Here is a 19697-nt window from a genome sequence, read left to right on the forward strand (position 1 = left end):
CGGTCAGACGCTCCGGGTCTGCTTGGCGATCGCCGGGTCGTTCTTGAGCTCGTCGGCCTTCTTCTGCATGTTCGCGCAGAACTGCTCGGGGGTGCTGCGTCCGGCCATGACCGAGTTGGTCTGGGTCTGGGCGTGGTCGAACAGCTCCTTGTACCAGGTCTCGAAGCGGGCGTCGGTGATCGTGTCGCGGCCGGCCGCCTCCTGGGCCTTGGCGGCGCTGTTGACCGCCGAGGTGAGCTGGAGGCCGTCGACCACGCCGTTGACCACGGTGAGGTTCTTGGTGAGCTCGGTGTAGCCGCGTGCGCCCTCCCGGGAGAGCATCATCCGCAGGTACTCCAGGCCGCCCTGCGGGTTCTTGCCCTTGGCGCCGACGAAGAAGGCCTCGGACACGCCGACGAAGATCGCTTCGTACGGCATGGCGTCGGCGGCGGTGATGCTGGGGACCGGGGCGATGGCGTACTCGAAGGTGTCCGGCCGGTCCTTGGCCATCTCGTTCTCCAGCCAGGAGCCGCACGGGTAGAACAGGACCTTGTCCTGCAGGTGCTTGATCTGGGTCTGGGTGTGGTCGAGGCCGAAGTAGGCCTTGTCGCCGAAGTCCTTCTGGACCTGCGCCCAGGCGGCCACGGCCTGCCGTACCGGGTCGGCGGTCCAGGCGCCGTCGGCCAGGTTGTCGATGTCGAGGATGACCTGGTTGCCGCCGATCTTGGCGGCGCTGTAGACGAGGTTCCAGAGCTGGTAGAAGGGGCCGACCTGGCCGGGGTAGGCGAACAGGGCGATGCCCGCCTTCTTCGCCTCCTCGCCGAGGGCGTTGAACTCGGCCCAGGTCTTGGGCGCCGTCCAGCCCTTGGCCTCGAACAGCTTGGCGTTGTACCAGAGGGCGCGGTGGGCGACGGTGTACTGCAGCACCCGGGGGACGCCGTCGATCAGGGAGTTCTCGTAGACGCCGCCGACGAGGGTGTCCTTGACCTTCTTGTCGGGGAAGGCGAGCGAGGGGGCCTCGAACAGCGGGGTGAGGTCGGCGAGGTGGCCTTCCTGGACGAGGGCCTGCAGGTCGAGGGCCTCGGGGCCGGAGTTGTTGACCACGTCGGGGACGTCGCCGGCGATGAAGCGCGGGCGGAGCTGCGTGCCGACCTTCTGGGTGGCGACGTGCTTGATCCTGGCGTTCGGGTAGGCCTTGCTGTAGGCGGCCTCGTGCAGGTCCACGGCGTACTTGTCGCCGTTGCCGCCGCTGAAGATGACCACTTCGAGCGGCGCGGCGGCCTGGACGCCGAGCGGGTTGGCCGCCGACGTCGCGGCGGCCGTGGCGGTGGCGGCAGGAGTCGCGGTACGGCTGGCGGTCGCGCAGGCGGCGAGGGGGGCGGCCAGCGCGGCGAGACCGAGCCCGCGCAGGACGTCGCGGCGGTTGGGGGACATGGCTCCTCCTGAGCGCTAACCGTCTGGATACTTTCCAGACGATTAGCGGCTGACTCTAGGAGGGCAGGTCGAGCGGCGTCAAGAGCTCCCTACGGAAAGGGAGAAAGGGCGGGCGGGCCCGGGTCCCCTCCTTGGCCCGGGCGCCGGCCTCACCTGGTCGTGCGGCTCAGAACTGGGCGCGGAGGCGGGCCTTGGCCTGCTCCGTCGCCCCGATCCGGTCGAGCGCCGCCAGGGCGGCCCCCGCGATCGGCGGCAGTTCGGCCACGACCTGCCGGGCCAGCGGCGCGGCCTCGGCGAAGCGCTCGTCGAGCAGCGAGGTGAGCAACGGGTCACGAGCCCGCAGCACCCCTCCCCCGAGCACCACCTCGACCGGCTCACCGAGCAGGCCGAGGCGCCGCAGGCAGACCCCGGCCATGGCGACGACCTCGTCGGCCATCCGCCGCACCAGCCCGAGGGCGATCGGGTCGCCCCCGGCGGCCACCTTGAACAGCCCCGGGGTCAGCTCCAGGAGCCGGTCCCGGTCGAGCCGGCCGAAGTGCACGTCCAGCACGACCTCCTCGACGCTGGCCGCGCCGAAGTGGGTCTTGACCAGCTCGGCCAGCTCGGTCGGCTCGCCGCGGCCGTCCTCGGCGCGGATGGCGTGCCAGAGGGTCTCCCCCGACAGGCCCTGCCCGCCGCCCCAGTCGCCGCTGATCGGCCCGAGGGACAGGAACCGCGCCGTCTCGCCGCCGGGTGCGACGCCGACGGCGTTGATGCCCGCGCCGCACACCACGGCCACGCCCCACGGGCCGGACGCGCCGGCCCTCAGCAGGGCGAAGGTGTCGTTGCGCACGACGACCTCGCCGGCCAGGCCGCGCGAGCCGATCTCGGCGGCGAGGGCCTCCTCCTCTTCCGGCAGGTCGGCCCCGGCGAGGAAGGCGACGAGCTGCTCCACCGGCTCGGTCAGGCCCATCACCTGCCGCACGACGCCGTCGATGACGTCGGCGGCGGCCTGGACGCCCTCGCTCTGCGGGACGAACGGGCCGCCCCGGCCGCGCGCGAGGATCTCGCCGGAGGAGTCCAGGAGCAGCACGTCGGTCTTGCTGTTGCCGCCGTCGACGGCCAGCAGCCTCACCACTTCAGGTACTTCCCGTTCGCCTCCAGCAGCAGGCCGGTCAGCTCGGCGGCGATCGCCTCCTGCCCGACGAGGGGGTGGGCCAGCAGGGCGTTGCGCACCCGGTCGGCTCCGCCGTACCGGGCGGCTTCCAGGGCCAGCTCCTCGTAGGCGGAGACGGCCGCGATGAGGCCCGCGTACAGCGGCTCGACCGGCTCGACCGGCAGCGGGACGGCGCCGGTCGCGGTGATCTTCGCGGGCACCTCGATGACCGCGTCGTCGGCGAGGAAGGGCAGCGTGCCGTTGTTGCGGGTGTTGACCACCTGCACGTCGCCGCGGTCGCCGAGCAGCGAGGCGATCAGCGCCACGGCGGCCTCGGAGTAGAAGGCGCCGCCGCGCTTGCCGAGCAGCTCGGGCTTGGTGTCGACGGCCGGGTCGGCGTAGAGCTTGAGCAGCTCCTCCTCCATCGCGGCCACCTCGGCGGCGCGCGAGGGAGCCGACTTCTGCTCCTCGACCACGAGGTCGTGGGCGTAGAAGTAGCGCAGGTAGTAGGAGGGCACGACCTGGAGCCGGGTGATCAGCTCGACCGGCAGCTTGAGGTCGTCGGCGATCTCCTGGGCGCTGTCGGCCAGGAGCTTGGGCAGCACGTTCTCGCCGTCGACGTAGACGGCCCGCTCCCAGGTGAGGTGGTTGAGCCCGACGTGGCCGAGCTGGATCTGCTCGGGGGTGAGGCCGAGGCGGGCGGCGAAGCGGCGCTGGAAGCCGATGGCGACGTTGCACAGGCCGATGGCGCGGTGGCCGGCGTCGAGCAGGGCGCGGGTGACGATGCCGACCGGGTTGGTGAAGTCGACGATCCAGGCGTCGGGGGCGTGCGTGCGCACCTGCTCGGCCAGCTCCAGCACGAGCGGGACGGTGCGCAGGGCCTTGGCCAGGCCGCCGGCGCCGGTGGTCTCCTGCCCGACGCAGCCGCACTGCAGCGGGAGGGTCTCGTCGACGTTGCGGGCGGCCTGGCCGCCGACGCGGAGCTGGAACAGCACGGCCTGGGCGTCCTTGACGCCGGCCGCGACGTCGGCGGTGGCGACGACCTTCGCCGGATGCCCGGCCTTGGCCAGCATCCGGCGGGCGACGCCGGCGACCAGGTCGAGGCGCTCGGCGTCGGGGTCGATGAGGGCGATCTCGGTGAGGGGCAGGTCGTCGCGCAGGCGCGCGAACCCGTCGATCAGCTCGGGGGTGTAGGTCGAGCCGCCTCCGACAACGGCGAGTTTCACAGTGGCACTCCAAGATTCCAGACGTTAGGAAACTTTCCTAATTCGGGAATCTAGCAGGGGCTCACCGATCCTGATGCTCCGGGAAGGCGTTGACCGTCACCCGGTGCATGCGCCGCCGCTCGGTGTAGTCGGCCACCGCGTAGTGCTGGGTGGGCCGGTTGTCCCAGAACGCCAGCGTGCCGGGCCGCCACTGCAGCCGGCACTGGAACTCCGGCGAGCGGATGTGGTCGATGAGCATCGGCAGCAGCGCCTCGTTCTCGCGGTCGCTCAGCCCCACCAGCCGGGTGGTCGAGGCCCGGTTGACGAACAAGGCCTTGCGCCCGGTCTCGGCGTGCACGCGCACCACGGGCCGCTCGATCGGCGGCCACCTGGCCTGGATCTCCTCCAGGACGAAGGGGTGTCCCTTGGAGATCGCCTTCTTCATCGAGGCGGTGATGTCGTGGACCGCGGTCAGCTCGTCGCACAGTCGCTGGAGCGGCTTGGAGAGCGACTCGTAGGCCAGGTAGGTGTTGGCCCAGCAGGTGTCGCCGCCCACGCTCGGCAACTGCACGCACCTCAGCAGTGACCCCATGGGCGGGGTGGGCTCGAAGGTGTTGTCGCTGTGCCACTCGTCGCCGCCCTCGCCCTTGGGGTCGGTCTGGTCGAGCACGTGGATGGGGCTGGCGGAGTCCTTCTTGAAGGCCGGGTGGTTGAGGGTGCCGAAGTTGAGCGCGAACTGCAGGTGCTGATCGTCGTCGATGTGCTGGTCGCGGAAGAACAGCACCAGGTGCCGGAGCCACCCCGCACGCAGGGTCGCCACTTCCTCGGCCGACAGCGGTTTGCGCAGGTCGACGCCGGTGACCTCGGCGCCGATGTGCTTGGTCACGGGATGGAACTCAATCATGCACCGACGCTATTACCAAGCAATTGCTTGGTCAAGATTAGGATGAGGGCCATGGACGTCACCACCTGGTACCTGGAGCAGACCTCCCCCGGCGACCTGGTCGCGGCCAAGCCGCCCCGCCTGGAGATCGAGGTGGTGCGGGCCGAGATCCCGAACCCCGAGTTCAGCCGCTTCCTCTACACCGCCGTCGGCGGCGACTGGCACTGGACCGACCGGCTGGCCTGGAGCTACGACCGCTGGACCGCCCTGCTGGAGCGGCCCGGCTTCGAGACCTGGGTGGCCTGGCACCGCGGCACCCCCGCCGGTTTCGCCGAGTTGGAGGCGCACCCGGAGGGCGAGGTGGAGATCACCAGCTTCGGCCTGCTCCCCTGGGCCATCGGCCAGGGGCTCGGCGGCCACCTGCTGCACACCGGTACGGCACGCGCCTGGGACCTGGCCTCGCGCTGGCCCGGCCTGCCCGGAACGCGCCGCGTCTGGCTGCACACCTGCACGCTGGACGGGCCGCACGCGCTGGCGAACTACCGGGCCCGTGGCTTCCGCGTCTACCAGGAGAAGCTCAACGAACCGGGCGACCGTCCCGAGGGCCCCACGCCCGGCCCGTGGCCCGGCGCGCGGGGGTGAGCCGGGGGTGACAGGCGGCGCAAGCCGTACATAATGCTCCGGCGGTCGCGGGCACCGCCAATTCTTCGGCACAATGTTCGACATGGCCCGACGCACCACCACACCCCCGCCCGAGGATTTCGAGGAGCGGATCGTCGACATCGACGTCTCCTCCGAGATGCGCACCAGCTTCCTCGAGTACGCCTACTCGGTGATCTACCAGCGGGCCCTGCCCGACGCGCGCGACGGTCTCAAGCCGGTGCAGCGCCGCATCCTCTACTCGATGAGCGAGATGGGCCTGCGCCCCGACCGGGGCCACGTCAAGTCCTCGCGCGTGGTGGGCGACGTGATGGGCAAGCTCCATCCACACGGCGACAGCGCGATCTACGACGCGCTCGTCCGGATGGCCCAGCCGTTCTCCATGCGGCTGCCCATGGTCGACGGGCACGGCAACTTCGGCTCGCCCGACGACCTGCCCGCCGCGATGCGGTACACCGAGGCGCGGCTGGCCCAGGCGGCCATGCTGATGACCGAGTCCATCCACGAGGACACGGTCGACTTCAAGCCCAACTACGACGGCCAGGAGACCGAGCCCACGGTCCTGCCGTCCGCCTTCCCCAACCTGCTGGTCAACGGCACGACCGGCATCGCGGTGGGCATGGCGACCAACATGGCGCCGCACAACCTCGTCGAGGTCGTCGCGGCCGCCCGCCACCTGATCAAGAAGCCCGACGCCACGCTCGACGAGCTGATGCGTTACGTCCCGGGCCCCGACCTGCCGACCGGCGGCACGATCATCGGCCTCGAAGGCGTCCGCGACGCCTACGAGACCGGGCGCGGCACCTTCCGCATGCGCGCCAAGTGCGCGATCGAGCAGATCACCCCGCGCCGGCGCGGCATCGTGGTGACCGAGCTGCCCTACAACGTGGGCCCCGAGCGCGTCGTCACGAAGATCAAGGAGCTGGTCAACGCCAAGAAGCTCCAGGGCATCGCCGATCTGAAGGACCTCACCGACCGGCACAAGGGCCTGCGCCTGGTCATCGAGATCAAGAACGGCTTCGTGCCCGAGGCGGTGCTGGAGGAGCTCTACCGGCTGACGCCGATGGAGGAGACCTTCGGCATCAACAACGTCGCCCTCGTCGACGGCGAGCCCCGCACGCTGGGCCTGCGCGAGCTGCTCCAGGTCTACGTCCAGCACCGGCTGGAGGTCGTCCGGCGGCGCAGCGAGTTCCGGCGCCGCAAACGCGAGGAGCGCCTCCACCTGGTCGACGGCCTCATCGTCGCGCTGCTCAACATCGACGAGGTCATCCAGGTCATCCGCTCCAGCGACGACTCCGCGCAGGCGCGCACGCGCCTCATGGAGGTCTTCGACCTGTCGGAGATCCAGGCCGCCTACATCCTCGACACCCCGCTGCGCCGGCTCACCAAGTACGACAAGCTGGAGCTCGACAGCGAGAAGGCGCAGCTCAGCGAGGAGATCGCGGCGCTCACCGCGATCCTGTCCTCCGACGCCAAGCTGCGCGAGGTCGTCTCCGGCGAGCTGGCCGAGGTGGGCAAGAAGTACGGCACGCCGCGCCGCACGGTCCTGCTGGAGGCCTCCGGCGTGACGCGCTCGGCCACGGTCACCCTGGAGGTGGCCGACGACCCGTGCCTGGTGCTGCTGTCCTCGACCGGTCTGCTGGCCCGCACCTCCGACGCCTCGCCGCTGGCCGGGGAGGGCGAGCGGTCGGCCCACGACGTGCTGGTCGCCGCGGTGCGCACCACCGCGCGGGCCGAGGTCGGCGTGGTCACCTCGCTGGGCCGGGTGATCCGGGTCTCGGTGCTCGACCTGCCCATCCTGCCGCCGTCGGCCAACCCGCCGTCGTTGTCGGGCGGGCATCCGGTCTCGGAGTACGTGGTGCTCGCCCCGGAGGAGAAGGTCGTCGGGCTCGGCTCGCTCGACCCGGCCGGGCCGGGCCTCGCCCTCGGCACCGCCCAAGGCGTGATCAAGCGGGTGGTGCCCGAGTATCCGGTCAACCGGGACGACTTCGAGGTGATCACCCTCAAGGACGGCGACACCGTCGTCGGCGCGGTCGAGCTGGAGTCGGAGGAGCACGACCTGGTGTTCATCTCCTCTGACGCGCAACTGCTGCGGTACCCCGCCTCCGTCGTGCGCCCCCAGGGGCGGCCGGCGGGCGGCATGGCCGGCATCCGGCTCGACGGGGACGCCCGGGTGGTCTGGTTCGGTGTCGTCGATCCGGCCCGGCCGGCCCAGGTCGTCACGGTCGCCGGGTCCTCCACCGCGCTGCCGGGCACGCAGGTCGGCGGCGGCAAGGTCTCCGACTACGCCGAGTTCCCGCCCAAGGGCCGGGCGACCGGCGGGGTGCGGGCGCAGCGGTTCCTGAAGGGCGAGGACGTGTTGTTGCTGGCCTGGGCGGGTCCCGCGCCGGCCAAGGCGGTCTCGGCGACCGGCAAGCCGATCCCGCTGCCGGAGGAGATCGGGCGGCGCGACGGGTCGGGCATGCGCCTGACGCACACCATCGGCGCGGTGGGCGGCTCCCTGGCCGCCGGCGCCCCGGCCGCCGAGCCCGCGGCCCCCGATCAGCTCGGCGAACCGGCCGAGCAGGGCTGACGAACGGACGGCCGGGTCTCCTGCGGGGAGGAGACCCGGCCGGCACGGGGGTCAGGTCAGGTGGAACAGGTCGGCGGGGTGGCCTGCGGTGCGGGTGTCCCTCCCGTAGGTCACGCTGGCCTCGACCGCTGAGCCGAGGAAGGCGTTGGTCCCCTTGACCAGCACGTCGTCCAGCCGTCCCCCGGCGAGCCGGATGATCGCCGCCCCGCCCCGGCAGGTGACCAGCGAGACCGTCCCGTCGGGGGTCTCGACCTCGACCACCCCCTCGTGCGAGTCGGCGGCCAGCACGGTCAGGTAGCGCACGTCCAGCTTCGGATGCACCCGCAGGTAGGCGTCGGCGACCCCGCGCACCACCCGCACCGGCGACTCCCCCGACGAGGAACCGGCCGAGCTCCCGGCCAAGGCGTCGGCGAGCAGCGTGCACGGCCGGAAGTGCTCGTCCAGCACCGGCACCTCCCCCTCCACCACGACCACGCCGCCCTGGCCGAGGTAGCCGGCCAGGGCCTCCTGCGCGGCCCGCCCCAGGAACGTCCCGCCCGGCAGCGTGATCGAGGCGTGCCCGGCCAGCTCGGCGGCGTCGGCGTGCTCCAGGTCGACCAGCGCGTAGTCGAGCCCCGCGGCCCGCATCCGCGCGTGGTAGGCGAGCAACGACCGCCCGCACGAGTGCCCGGCCACGCCCGCCGCCGCGACGGCGGCCTGCGGCGCGTAGAGCCCGAAGGCCCCGCCGGTCACCGGCTTCGCCTCCAGGAACTCGCCGCCGTGCCGGGCCAGGAAGCCGGCCATCGCCCGCACGACCGGCGCCTTTCCGGTCGCGCTCCCGTCGGCCGCGATCGGCGCACAGTCCGGGTACGGCGCAGCATGCACCGAGTCCAGCGCTCGGCTCCACCCCGACGTGGCCGCCGCCGTGTAGACGTTCACCCCGGTCGCCCCGGCCGCCAGCGCCAGCAGCGACTGGTGGAAGCTGGTCGCGGCGTCGGCGTAGGCCCGGTCGTACAGCTCGGAGAAGCCCCAGTTCTCCTCCAGGTTCGGCCCAGGGAAGAGCTTGGCGGCGATCACATAGCGGGCGTGCGCCTCGGGGTCGGCCGAGACGACGCCCATCCAGTTGGTGAAGCCGTAGTGGATGCCCGTCCAGTCGCGGGGCCGCACCCGGGCGAGCCAGTCGTCGAGGTGGGCGATGGTGGGCGGGTTGAGATTGACCACGATCGGCAGGGTGGTGCCGGTCGCCTCGCTCCAGCGGCGGTAGACCTCGGCGAGGTAGGCGGCGTGGAAGCGCCCCCAGTCGGCGGCCGCCGCGAGTCCCTCGGCGGAGGGCGGCTGGTCCCAGGAGTGGCCGTGCACGCGGGCGTACTCCTGCGGCGTGCCGTACCACTCGCGCAGCCGCTCCCGGTAGAAGGCCAGGCCGGACGGGCTGTAGTCGTAGGCGGTCAGCGGCAGCGCGCCGTTGGTGTAGAGGCCCTCGTTGGCGATCTGCACCAGGACGACCGGCCCGCCGGGGTCGAGCACCTCCTTGCCGACGGCGGCCAGCCACTGCTCGGCGTGCGCGGCGAAGGCGGGGCCGAGCGGCGCGGGCAGCACCCGCCCGCCCCAGGTGGAGGGCCTGCCGTCGGCGTCCAGCAGGGCTTCGATGCGCGGGTCGGCCGTGGGACAGACCCAGTCGGGCAGGCCGCCGTAGTCGACCTCGGCGTGGATGAACGGGCCGGGTTTGGCCACGACCTTGAGCCCGAGTTCCGCACACAGGCGCAGGAAGCCCAGCACGTCGGTGGCCGGGTCGGTGCGGCCGGTGAAGTCGGGCTCGCGGCCGGGAGCGGGCTGGTGGTGGCGCCACGGCAGGTAGCAGGTGATGATCTCGATCCCCAGCTCGTCGCGGATCGCCCGCAGCCGGTCGGCCCAGACCGAGGGGTGGTCCCGGTAGTAGGGGTAGTCGGCGGTGACGAGCGCCGTGGGCACTCCGTCGATGACGGTGACTCCGTCGCGGACCTCGATGGCCACGCTCACGCTCCCGAGAGTTATTTTACGACGTGTACTAAGCAGGCTTGCACAGCGATCGCCCTCCCTCAAGCCCTCTCCCTGCCTTATTTCGCGTTCTGTCCTAAGATGCTCGCCATGATGCAGGCACGACGGCGAACGGTACGAGACCTGCGCCGGGGCAACCGCGAGACCCTCCTTCGCGCGCTGTTCTTCGGCGGCCCGGCCAGCCGGCACGAGCTGACCGCCCAGACCGGGTTGAGCGCGGCGACGGTCAGCAACGTCACCGCCGACCTGCTGGCCGACGGGGTGATCGCCGAGGCCGGCCAGGTCGAGTCGGACGGCGGGCGCCCGCGCGTGCTGCTGCGCGTCAACCCCGACTACGGCTACGCCATCGGCGTGGACGTCGGCGAGACGCACGTCCGGGTCGAGCTGCTCGACCTGGGCATGAACGAGCTGGCCCGCACCGACTACGCGTTGCGCCCGGCCCGGCACGACGTCGAGCTGGTGGTGCGGCACATCCTGGCCGGGGCCGACCTGGTGCTGTCGGAGGCCGGCGTGCCGCGCGAGCGGGTGCTGGGGCTCGGCGTCGGGGTGCCCGGCCTGGTCGAGCCCGGCCCGGAGGCGGTGATCCACGCCCCGACCTACGGCTGGCAGGGCGTCGCGCTCGGCACGCTGCTGCGCGCCGGCACCGAGCTGCCGCTCTTCGTGGACAACGGCGCCAAGACGATGGGCCAGGCCGAGCTGTGGTTCGGCGCGGGCCGCGGGGCGAGCACCGCGGCGGTCGCGCTGGTCGGCTCGGGGGTGGGCCTGTGCCTGGTGACCGACGGCGGCATCTACCGTGGCGCGTCGGGCAGCGCGGGCGAGTGGGGGCACATGACGGTGGCGGCCGGCGGCCGGACCTGCCGCTGCGGCAACCGCGGCTGCCTGGAGGCGTACGCGGGGGCCGAGGCGGTCCTGGACCGTTACCGCGAGCTGGTGCCGGGCGAGGAGGGCGAGGAGGAGCCGGCCTTCGCCGCGTTGCTGGCCGATCGTTCGCCGGAGGCCGGGCGGGTGCTGGCCGAGACCGTGCACTACCTGGGCGCGGGGCTGGGCACGCTGATCAACCTGCTCAACCCGGAGCGGATCGTGCTGGGCGGCTGGGCCGGGCTGCTGCTGGGCCGGCGGTTCCTGCCGGAGATCCGGGAGGCCGCGCGGGCGCACTCGCTGGCCCTGCCGTACGAGCGGACCGGGATCGAGCTCGGCCTGCTGGGGCCGGACGCGGTGGCGCGGGGGGCGGCGACGCTGGTGGTCGACGGCTTCCTGTTGGACAGCCAGCGAGCCCTGCAGGGCGTGTGACGCCGGGATGAGCACGGCGTTGCCGAGCTGTTGCCACTTTTTTTAAGGCTTATATTGAAGTCCGTCAGAAGCCGCCGTAGGGTCTGGGCAATCCCAGGACCTACGGAGGTGCGGTTCTATGCGTTTGCAGCGCGGGCTGCTCGTGCCCTTACTCCTTCTCGCCGTGACGGCCTGCGGCGGCGGCACGTCGGGCAGCGGCGGCACCACCCCGGCGGCCTCCGGCGCGGCCGGCGGCGGCGCCAAGACCAAGATCGTCATCGGCACCTTCAACGACTTCGGCTACCAGTCGCTCTACCAGGAGTACGAGAAGGCCCATCCGGAGATCGACATCGTCGAGCGGGTGGCCGCCGCCGAGGAGCACCACCGGCGGGTGGCCACCAACCTGGCCACCGGCAAGGGCGCGGCCGACATCGAAGCCATCGAGGAAGGCTGGATCGGCCAGTTCAAGGCCAACCCCGACAAGTTCCACAACCTCACCGAGCTCGGCGCGGACAAGCTGGCGAGCCAGTGGCCGGAATGGAAGTGGAAGACCTCCCAGTCCAAGGACGGCCGCCAGCTCGGCCTCGGCACCGACGTCGGCGGCCTGGCCATGTGCTACCGGACCGACCTGTTCGCCAAGGCCGGGCTCCCCACCGACCGCGAGCAGGTTTCGCGACTCTGGTCCACCTGGGACGGCTACATCGAGACCGGCAAGAAGTTCGCCGCGGCCAAGCTGCCCAAGACCGCCTTCTTCGACGGCCCGATCGTGATGTACCGCGCCATCCTGGGCCAGGCGCCGACCGGGCTCTACGCCACCGACGACACCGTGGTCGTCGAGACCAACCCCGAGGTGCGCGCCGCCTTCGACAAGACCATCGAGGCGATCGGCGCCGGGCTCTCCGCGAAGATCACCGCCTGGTCGGCCGACTGGAACGCGGGCTTCCAGCGCGGCTCCTTCGCCACCATCGCCTGCCCCGCCTGGATGATGGCCTACATCCAGGAGCAGGCCAAGAACGCGGCCGGCAAGTGGGACATCGCCGCCATCCCCGGCGGCACCGGCAACTGGGGCGGCTCCTTCCTCACCCTGCCCAAGCAGGGCAAGAACCCCGAGGCCGCCTTCGCGCTCGCCTCCTGGCTGACCGCGCCGGAACAGCAGGCGAAGGTCTTCCGCGCCAAGGGCAACTTCCCCTCCACCAACAAGCTCTACAGCGACCCGGTGATCACCGACTTCGTCAACCCGTTCTTCAACGACGCGCCGGTCGGGAAGATCTTCTCCCAGTCGGTGGCGACCATGAACGCGCAGTACCTCGGGCCGAAGGCCGGGGACATCAACACCGCGATCAACAACGCGCTCACCCGGGTGGAGCAGGGCAAGCAGACGCCCGACGAGGCCTGGAACCAGGCCATGACCGAGGTCAAGAAGATCCTCTGACCCCCTCGTCCGGACCCAGGCCGCCCGGTCGCGGCACCAGCGCCGGGCGGCCTGCCGTACCCGAAGCCCCCCACCACAGGAGGAACCCCAGGTGTTGCGATCCTGGCTCTACCGCCTGGACACCAAGGCGTCCCCGTACCTCTACATCCTGCCGTTCTTCGCCCTGTTCGCCGCCCTGTCGGCCTTCCCGCTGCTCTACACCGGCTGGGTGTCGTTGCACGACTGGAGCCTGCTGGAGGACGAGCACGCCTTCCTCGGCGCGGCGAACTACCTGACCCTCCTGGCCGACCCGGCCTTCTGGAACGCGCTGTTCAACACGGTGTCGATCCTCGTGCTGTCCACCGTGCCGCAGTTGCTGCTGGCCCTGCTGCTGGCGCACCTGCTGAGCGGCCGGCTGCGCGGCCAGACGTTCTGGCGGCTGAGCCTGCTGCTGCCCAACCTGACCAGCGTCGCCGCCGTCGCGATCATCTTCGGCCAGCTCTTCGGCCGGGACTACGGCCTGGTCAACTGGGTGCTGGGGGTGTTCGGGGCGGGCCAGATCGACTGGGCGGCCGGCACGGCCAGCTCGCACGCGGCCATCTCCGCGATGGTCATCTGGCGCTGGACCGGCTACAACGCGCTGATCTACCTGGCGGCGATGCAGGCGGTGCCGCAGTCGCTGCACGAGGCGGCGATCATCGACGGCGCGAGCAGCCTGCAGCGGCTGCGGAAGATCACCATCCCGGCGATCCGGCCGACGATCATCTTCACCGTCATCGTCTCGACCATCGGCGGGATGCAGATGTTCGCCGAGCCGCTGCTGTTCGGCGGCGGGCAGCCGGGCGGCGGCAACGACCACCAGTTCCAGACGCTGACGCTCTACCTGTTCGAGGCCGGGTTCGGCCGCTTCGACCTCGGCTTCGCCAGCGCGACCGCCTGGGTGATGTTCGCCCTGGTGCTCGTCGCCGCGGCGGTCAACTACCTGCTCATCCGCCGCATCAGGAGCACATGATGGACCTCACGCTCGCCCGGGTACGGCACGCCCGGCGCCGGGTGCGCCGGCCCGGCCGGCTGGCCTACCTGACGCTGGCCGCGGTCGCCTTCTTCTCGGCCTTCCCGCTCTACTACAGCGTGGTGGTCGGCTCGCTGGACAACTCGGCGCTCGGCCAGGTGCCCCCGCCGGTGCTGCCGGGCCCCAACCTGCTGAGCAACATCCAGCGCGTCTTCGCCACCGTCCCGTTCGACCTGGCGCTGCTCAACACCGCGGTGGTCGCGGGGGCGATCACGTTCAGCCAGATCCTCTCCTCCACGCTGGCCGGCTTCGCCTTCGCCAAGCTGCGCTTCCGCGGGCGCAACGGGCTCTACCTGGGCGTGGTGGCGACGATGATGGTGCCGACGCAGCTCGGGATCATCCCGCTGTACATGATGATGGCCGAGATCGGGTGGATCGACACCCTCTACGCGGTCATCGCGCCCAGCCTGGTCAGCGCCTTCGGCGTCTTCTTCATGGCGCAGTACCTCAGTGGCGCGATCCCCGGTGAGCTGATCGAGGCGGCGCGGGTGGACGGCTGCACCACCTTCGGGCTCTTCTGGCGGGTCATCCTGCCGCTGGCCCGCCCGGCCGCCGCGGTGCTCGGCATGCTCACCTTCATGAACGCCTGGAACGACTTCTTCTGGCCGCTGGTGGTACTCAGCCCGGAGAACCCGACGGTTCAGGTAGCGCTCTCCACGGTGTCCAGCGGCTACTCCGTGGACTACTCGTTCGTGCTGGCCGCGACGACGGTCGGGACGCTTCCGCTGCTGGTCGTGGCGGCCGTGTTCGGGCGGCAGATCATCCAGGGCATCATGCACGGCGCGCTGAAGGGTTGACAGAGAGCGCTCTCTGGCAGATAACCGCTCCAAAGGAGGTCCCGTGAAGATCCTCACTACTGTCCTCGTGTTAGCCACGGCGCTCGTCGCCACCCCCGCACAGGCGGCAGCGCCGCTCACCATCACCGACTTCGAGAGCGACACCGTTCCCGCCGGGGTCGTCGGCTGGGGCAACGACGCCGCCTCGACCCCCGCGCTCAGCGTCGAGGCCGACGCCGAACGGCAGGGCCGGGTGCTCAAGACGACCTACTCCGTCGGCCAGTGGGGCGGCTGGTCGCACGACCTGAGCGCCACCCAGGACTGGTCACCGTACGAAGGCTTCTCCTTCTGGGTGAAGGGCACCGCCTCGGGCCAGCGCATCTTCTTCGAGGTCAAGGACGGCGGCGGCGGAGCGGGCAGCTCCGAGCTGTTCGAGTCCTCCTTCGTCGACGACACCGCCGGGTGGAAGCAGGTCCAGACCCGGTTCACCGACTTCGTCCGCCGCGGCGACTACCAGCCCGGCGGCGCGCCCACCGACGGCCAGCTCGACCTGGTCGCGATGTGGGGCTACTCGATGCGCCTGCCCGCCGGGGCCAGCGGCGTGCTGCTCTGGGACGACGTCCAGGCCTTCGGCACCGCGCCGCCGCGCCCGGCCCGGCTGGCCACCGACCGGCCGGTCTACCAGGTGGACGAGGCGGGTACGGTCACCGTCCGGGTCAGCGTCTCGACCGCCACGGGCGCGCCGCTGCCCGCCGACGCCACCGTCCGCTACCGCACCGGAGCCGGTACGGCTACCGCCGGCCAGGACTACGAGCCGGCCGAGGGCACGCTCGCCTTCCCCGCCGGGACCGCCTCCGGCACGGCCAAGACCTTCACCGTCCGCACCCTGCGCGACGGCGACGCCGAGACCGCCGAGACGATCCCGATCCTGCTCGACGGCGAAGGCGTCAGCCCGCCCGCCGACGAACCGGCGATCGTGATCGACGCGCACGGCCTGCCGTACCTCGACCGGAAGCGGCCGGTCAAGCAGCGGGTGGCCGACCTGCTGAGCCGCATGACGCTCGCCGAGAAAGTCGGGCAGATGACCCAGGCCGAACGCGGCGCCCTGGCCAAGCAGGACGACATCGCCACCTACCTGCTCGGCTCGCTGCTGTCCGGCGGCGGCTCCACCCCCGCCACCAACACGCCCGAGGCGTGGGCGGACATGGTCGACGCCTTCCAGCTCCGTGCCATGCAGACCCGCCTGCAGATCCCGATCATCTACGGTGTGGACGCCGTGCACGGGCACAACAACGTGGTCGGCGCGACGATCTTCCCGCACAACGTCGGCCTCGGCGCGACCCGCGACCCCGAGCTGGTCGAGCGGACCGGCGCGATCACCGCCAAGGAGGTCAAGGCCACCGGCATCCCGTGGGACTTCGCGCCCTGCCTGTGCGTCTCCCGTGACGACCGCTGGGGCCGCGCCTACGAGTCCTTCTCCGAGGACCCGCACCTGGTCAGCCGCATGACGACGATCATCGACGGGCTGGAGAAGAACGGCGTGCTGGCCTCCGCGAAGCACTACGTCGCCGACGGCGGCACCGCCTACGGCTCCTCCACGACCGGCGACTACACCATCGACCAGGGCGTCTTCACCGGCAGCCGGGACGAGCTGGAGAAGATCCACCTCGCGCCCTTCGCCGAGGCGGTCAAGCGCGGCGTCGGCACCGTGATGCCCAGCTTCTCCAGCGTCGGCGACACCAAGATGCACGCCCACCGCGAACTGATCACCGACACCCTCAAGGGCCGGCTCGGCTTCAAGGGCTTCGTGATCAGCGACTGGCAGGCCATCGACCAGATCCCCGGCGACTACGCCTCCGACGTGCGCACCTCGATCAACGCCGGACTAGACATGATCATGGTGCCGCACGCGTACGTGCAGTTCACCCAGACCCTCACCGACGAGGCCACCGCCGGACGGGTGAGCGCCGCGCGCATCGACGACGCCGTCTCGCGCATCCTCACCAAGAAGTTCGAGCTCGGCCTGTTCGAGCGGCCCTACGCCGACCGCTCGGGCCTGGCCGCCGTCGGCTCGGCCGCCCACCGCTCGGTCGCCCGTACGGCTGCCGCCAAGTCGCAGGTGCTGCTCAAGAACGACGGCGGGCTGCTGCCGCTCAAGCCCGGCGGCAAGCTGTACGTCGCCGGATCCAACGCCGATGACCTCGGCAACCAGGCCGGCGGCTGGACGATCACCTGGCAGGGCAGCTCCGGCCCGATCACCGAGGGCACGACCATCCTGCAAGCGATCAAGAAGCGCGCGCCGGACGTCACCCACTCCCCCGACGCCTCCGCCCCCATCGACCCCGCCGCCACCGGCGTCGTCGTGGTCGGCGAGCGGCCCTACGCCGAAGGCTTCGGCGACGTCGGCCGCCAGGGCCGCACCCTCGACCTGTCCCCCGCCGACCGGGCGGCGATCGACAAGGTGTGCGGGGCGGTCAAGTGCGTGGTCGTCGTGGTGTCCGGGCGTCCGCTGCTGCTCGGCGAGCTGTCCGGGATCGAGGCCGTCGTGGCGGCCTGGCTGCCGGGCAGCGAGGGCGACGGGGTGGCCGACCCGCTGTTCGGGGCCGTGCCGTACACCGGGCGGTTGCCGTTCACCTGGTTCAGCTCGGTCGAGCAGCTGCCCATCAACGTGGGGGACGCGACCTACGCGCCGCTCTTCCCCTACGGCTGGGGGTTGCGCACCGACCGGGCGCGTGACCGGCTGGTGGCGGCGCGGGACTCCCTCGCCCGGGGCGACGGACCGGCCAAGGCCGCCGCCGCCGCGCTCACCGTGGCGTTGCACCGGTCGTGGTGGACCGCCGACGGGGCCGTGCGGGACTCCCGCAAGGTCGTCCTCGGCCTTCGCACCGCCGCCGCCCTCCTGGAGCGGTCGCGGACCGGCACCTTCGCCCAGGGGAACGCGATCGTCTCCGTCGCCCGCGACCTCGCCCAGGCCGGCTCCGTGCCCTACCCGCGCCAGGCCCTGGCCGACCAGGCTCTGGCCCAGGGCGACCTCACCCGAGCCCTCGCCCTCCTGACCTGACCCTCTCTGCTCTCTCAACCGAGGGCGGCGGCGCCCCACCCGGGGCCGGGACGCCGCCGCCCTCCCTCACCGACCCGGCCTGGGCCGAGGCTCAGAGGACGGGCCGGACCAGGTCGGCGAACTCCTCCGGGCTGACGATCCGGACGCCCAAAGACTCCGCCTTGGCCCGCTTGGACCCCGCCTTCTCCCCCGCCACCAGCAACGACGTCTTGGCCGACACCCCGGACGACGCCTTCCCCCCGGCCCGCTCGATGAGCTCGTTCATCTCGTTGCGCGACAACGCCTCCAGCTCCCCGGACATCGCCCCGGTCACCACCACCGACATCCCGGCCAGCGGCAACTCCAGCTCCCCCGCCCCCACGTCCGCACCGGCCGCGGCAGCGGCGGCCAGCCCACCCTCAGGCACCCCGGGCTCGGTCATGTTGACCCCCGCCGCCACCAGCTTGTCGATCAGCGGCGCCAGCTCGGCCAGCTCCGCGACCACGACCGGCGCCTTCTCCGGCCCAATCCCCTCGACCTCCTGGATGGCCGCGGCGTCGGCGGCCCGGATGGCCGCCATGGTCCCGAAGTGCCGCGCGATCCGCCGGCTCATCGACCGCCCGGTCCCCCGGACGCCCAGCGCGCAGAAGACCCGGCTGAGCGGCTGCGCCTTGGCCCGCTCGAAGGCGGCCAGCAGGTTGTCGGTGCTGACCGCGCCCATCCGCTCCAGCCCAAGCAACTGCTCCCGCGTGAGGTAGAACAGGTCCGCGAAGTCGGCGATCAGCCCGGTGTCGAGCATCTGCTTGATGCGGTTGTCGGCCAGCCCCTCGATGTCGAGCTGGTCGCGCCCGGCGGCGTAGCTGATCGAGGCGATGGCCCGGCAGCCCCGGCCGCGCACGCACCGCCAGCGCTCCTGGCTGGTGTCGATGGCGTCGCCGCAGGACGGGCAGACCTCGGGGATGGGGATCGGCCGCTCGTCGCCGGTGCGCAGGTGCACCACGGGCGCCTCGACCCGCGGGATGACGTCGCCCGCCTTGTAGACGGTCACGGAGTCTCCGAGCATGAGCCCGCGCCGCCCGATGTCGGCGACGTTGTGCAGGGTGGCGTAGGTGACGATCGAACCGTCGAGCTCGACCGGCTCCAGGACGGCCCGCGGGGCGATGACGCCGGTGCGGCCGGTGTTCCACTCCACGCCGACCAGCTTGGTGATCTTCTCGGTGGCGGGCAGCTTGTAGGCCACCGCCCAGCGCGGCGCCCGCGAGCTGAACCCGGCGGCGGCCTGGTCGGCGGCCAGGTCGCACTTGACGACGATGCCGTCGATGCCGAACTCCAGGTCGGGCCGCGCGGCGGCGATCTGCTCGACCCGGACCTGCGCCTCCGCGATCGTGGCCACCACGGTGCCGGCGACCGGGGTGACGGCCGTGGTCTGCACGCCCTGCCCGGCGACCCAGGCCATGACCTCGCTGTGCGGCCACTCCCGCAGGCCGGCCGCCAGCTCGGACGTGTCGTCGGGGTGGGGCAGCGCGCCGTACCCGAAGAAGGTCTGCTCGCAGACGTAGGGCCGCTCGCGGGTGCGCAGCGAGCCGGCGGCGGCGCTGCGCGGGTTGGCGAAGGTGGTGCCGTCGTGCGCCTGGCGTTTGGCGCAGGCCTCCTCGAACTGGGCGGTGGTCATCATGACCTCGCCGCGCAGCTCGATCGTCACCGGGTCGGTGAGGCGGCCGGGCAGGCCGAGGATGGTGCCGATGGCGTGGCTGACGTCCTCACCCGCGACACCGTCGCCGCGGGTGACGAGCTGGACCAGGCGGCCCCGCCGGTAACGGGCCGAGATCGCCAGGCCGTCGAGCTTGGGCTCCACCGCCCACGCGGTCACCGGCCGGCCGATGCGCCGCTCGACCGAGGCGGCCCAGTCGGCGAGCTGCTCGGCGCCGAAGACGTTGTCGAGGCTGAGCATCGGGGTCAGGTGGGGCACGTCGCCCACCACCGCGCCGCCGGCCACCTTGCCCGTCGGCGACTGCGGCAGCACCTGCTCGGGGTGGTCGCGCTCGTACGCCTCGATGCCGCGCACCAGGCGGTCGTAGGAGTCGTCGTCGAGGGTGGAGGTGCCGTCGGCGTAGTAGGCCGCCGACGAGTCGAGGGCGAGCTGGACCGCCTCGGCGTAGGCGGTCTCGTCGGCGATCACGGTGATGGGAGGCGCGTCCTTCATGACCCCTATCCTGCCTGGTGGCACCGACAATTCCAGGCCCGCGGA

The 19697-nt window shown here is 71.8% G+C and carries 13 protein-coding genes; 7 read left to right on the top strand and 6 right to left on the bottom strand.

What is annotated here, in order from left to right:
* Window positions 1-3: 3 nt before the first annotated feature.
* The 4 genes from ngcE to AB0I67_RS12395 all read right to left on the bottom strand — a co-directional run bounded on the left by ngcE (window position 4) and on the right by AB0I67_RS12395 (window position 4657).
* The gene (gene ngcE, locus AB0I67_RS12380) at window positions 4-1413 is read right to left on the bottom strand and encodes an N-acetylglucosamine/diacetylchitobiose ABC transporter substrate-binding protein (RefSeq protein WP_357921848.1); all 1410 of its coding nucleotides are present in this window, start codon (window positions 1411-1413) and stop codon (window positions 4-6) included.
* Between the two features lie 166 nt (window positions 1414-1579).
* Window positions 1580-2530: a BadF/BadG/BcrA/BcrD ATPase family protein gene (locus tag AB0I67_RS12385; protein WP_357921850.1), complete on the bottom strand. Its 951-nt coding sequence runs from the start codon at window positions 2528-2530 to the stop codon at window positions 1580-1582.
* Window positions 2524-3774, bottom strand: coding sequence for a 6-phospho-beta-glucosidase (locus AB0I67_RS12390; protein WP_357921853.1), 1251 nt, complete (start codon window positions 3772-3774; stop codon window positions 2524-2526). Before AB0I67_RS12390 ends, AB0I67_RS12385 begins: the two co-directional genes overlap by 7 nt.
* A gap of 61 nt (window positions 3775-3835) precedes the next feature.
* Complete coding sequence (locus tag AB0I67_RS12395) at window positions 3836-4657, bottom strand: TauD/TfdA family dioxygenase (protein WP_357921856.1); 822 nt, start codon at window positions 4655-4657, stop codon at window positions 3836-3838.
* Window positions 4658-4708: 51 nt separating this feature from the next.
* On the opposite strand from AB0I67_RS12395, the gene AB0I67_RS12400 reads away from it, so the two are divergent.
* Together AB0I67_RS12400 and AB0I67_RS12405 are read left to right on the top strand one after the other, a co-directional pair.
* The gene (locus tag AB0I67_RS12400) at window positions 4709-5278 is read left to right on the top strand and encodes a GNAT family N-acetyltransferase (RefSeq protein WP_357921859.1); all 570 of its coding nucleotides are present in this window, start codon (window positions 4709-4711) and stop codon (window positions 5276-5278) included.
* A gap of 73 nt (window positions 5279-5351) precedes the next feature.
* Complete coding sequence (locus tag AB0I67_RS12405; protein ID WP_357921862.1) at window positions 5352-7868, top strand: DNA topoisomerase IV subunit A; 2517 nt, start codon at window positions 5352-5354, stop codon at window positions 7866-7868.
* 51 nt (window positions 7869-7919) lie between these two features.
* Here AB0I67_RS12405 and AB0I67_RS12410 read toward each other — a convergent pair whose 3' ends face one another.
* Window positions 7920-9863 carry a beta-galactosidase gene (locus tag AB0I67_RS12410; RefSeq protein ID WP_357921865.1) on the bottom strand — a complete coding sequence of 648 codons (1944 nt, stop codon included), beginning with the start codon at window positions 9861-9863 and terminating at the stop codon, window positions 7920-7922.
* Between the two features lie 108 nt (window positions 9864-9971).
* Between AB0I67_RS12410 and AB0I67_RS12415 the strand changes: the two genes are divergently transcribed.
* The 5 genes from AB0I67_RS12415 (at window position 9972) to AB0I67_RS12435 (ending at window position 17470) form a co-directional block, all read left to right on the top strand.
* Window positions 9972-11171 carry an ROK family protein gene (locus AB0I67_RS12415; protein ID WP_357921868.1) on the top strand — a complete coding sequence of 400 codons (1200 nt, stop codon included), beginning with the start codon at window positions 9972-9974 and terminating at the stop codon, window positions 11169-11171.
* Between the two features lie 118 nt (window positions 11172-11289).
* Window positions 11290-12582, top strand: coding sequence for an extracellular solute-binding protein (locus AB0I67_RS12420; RefSeq protein WP_357921870.1), 1293 nt, complete (start codon window positions 11290-11292; stop codon window positions 12580-12582).
* Window positions 12583-12673: 91 nt separating this feature from the next.
* The gene (locus AB0I67_RS12425; RefSeq protein WP_357921873.1) at window positions 12674-13573 is read left to right on the top strand and encodes a sugar ABC transporter permease; all 900 of its coding nucleotides are present in this window, start codon (window positions 12674-12676) and stop codon (window positions 13571-13573) included.
* Window positions 13570-14430 carry a carbohydrate ABC transporter permease gene (locus AB0I67_RS12430; RefSeq protein ID WP_357921876.1) on the top strand — a complete coding sequence of 287 codons (861 nt, stop codon included), beginning with the start codon at window positions 13570-13572 and terminating at the stop codon, window positions 14428-14430. The genes AB0I67_RS12425 and AB0I67_RS12430 overlap by 4 nt, the downstream gene beginning before the upstream one ends.
* A 43-nt stretch (window positions 14431-14473) precedes the next feature.
* On the top strand, window positions 14474-17470 hold the full coding sequence (locus tag AB0I67_RS12435; protein WP_357921879.1) for a glycoside hydrolase family 3 N-terminal domain-containing protein: 2997 nt from the start codon (window positions 14474-14476) through the stop codon (window positions 17468-17470).
* A 91-nt stretch (window positions 17471-17561) separates the two neighbouring features.
* Here AB0I67_RS12435 and ligA read toward each other — a convergent pair whose 3' ends face one another.
* Complete coding sequence (gene ligA, locus AB0I67_RS12440) at window positions 17562-19652, bottom strand: NAD-dependent DNA ligase LigA (RefSeq protein WP_357921882.1); 2091 nt, start codon at window positions 19650-19652, stop codon at window positions 17562-17564.
* Window positions 19653-19697: the final 45 nt, after the last annotated feature.

The sequence above is a fragment of the Nonomuraea sp. NPDC050310 genome, assembly GCF_040655795.1.
In the GTDB taxonomy this organism is placed as follows: Bacteria; Actinomycetota; Actinomycetes; order Streptosporangiales; family Streptosporangiaceae; genus Nonomuraea.

Excerpts from the sequence above, each read along its gene's own strand:
- AB0I67_RS12405 (WP_357921862.1), top strand. The coding sequence starts at position 5,352 with ATGTTCGACATGGCCCGACGCACCACCACACCCCCGCCCGAGGATTTC.
- ligA (WP_357921882.1), bottom strand. The coding sequence starts at position 19,652 with ATGAAGGACGCGCCTCCCATCACCGTGATCGCCGACGAGACCGCCTAC.
- ngcE (WP_357921848.1), bottom strand. The coding sequence starts at position 1,413 with ATGTCCCCCAACCGCCGCGACGTCCTGCGCGGGCTCGGTCTCGCCGCG.
- AB0I67_RS12400 (WP_357921859.1), top strand. The coding sequence starts at position 4,709 with ATGGACGTCACCACCTGGTACCTGGAGCAGACCTCCCCCGGCGACCTG.
- AB0I67_RS12415 (WP_357921868.1), top strand. The coding sequence starts at position 9,972 with ATGATGCAGGCACGACGGCGAACGGTACGAGACCTGCGCCGGGGCAAC.
- AB0I67_RS12430 (WP_357921876.1), top strand. The coding sequence starts at position 13,570 with ATGATGGACCTCACGCTCGCCCGGGTACGGCACGCCCGGCGCCGGGTG.
- AB0I67_RS12420 (WP_357921870.1), top strand. The coding sequence starts at position 11,290 with ATGCGTTTGCAGCGCGGGCTGCTCGTGCCCTTACTCCTTCTCGCCGTG.
- AB0I67_RS12395 (WP_357921856.1), bottom strand. The coding sequence starts at position 4,657 with ATGATTGAGTTCCATCCCGTGACCAAGCACATCGGCGCCGAGGTCACC.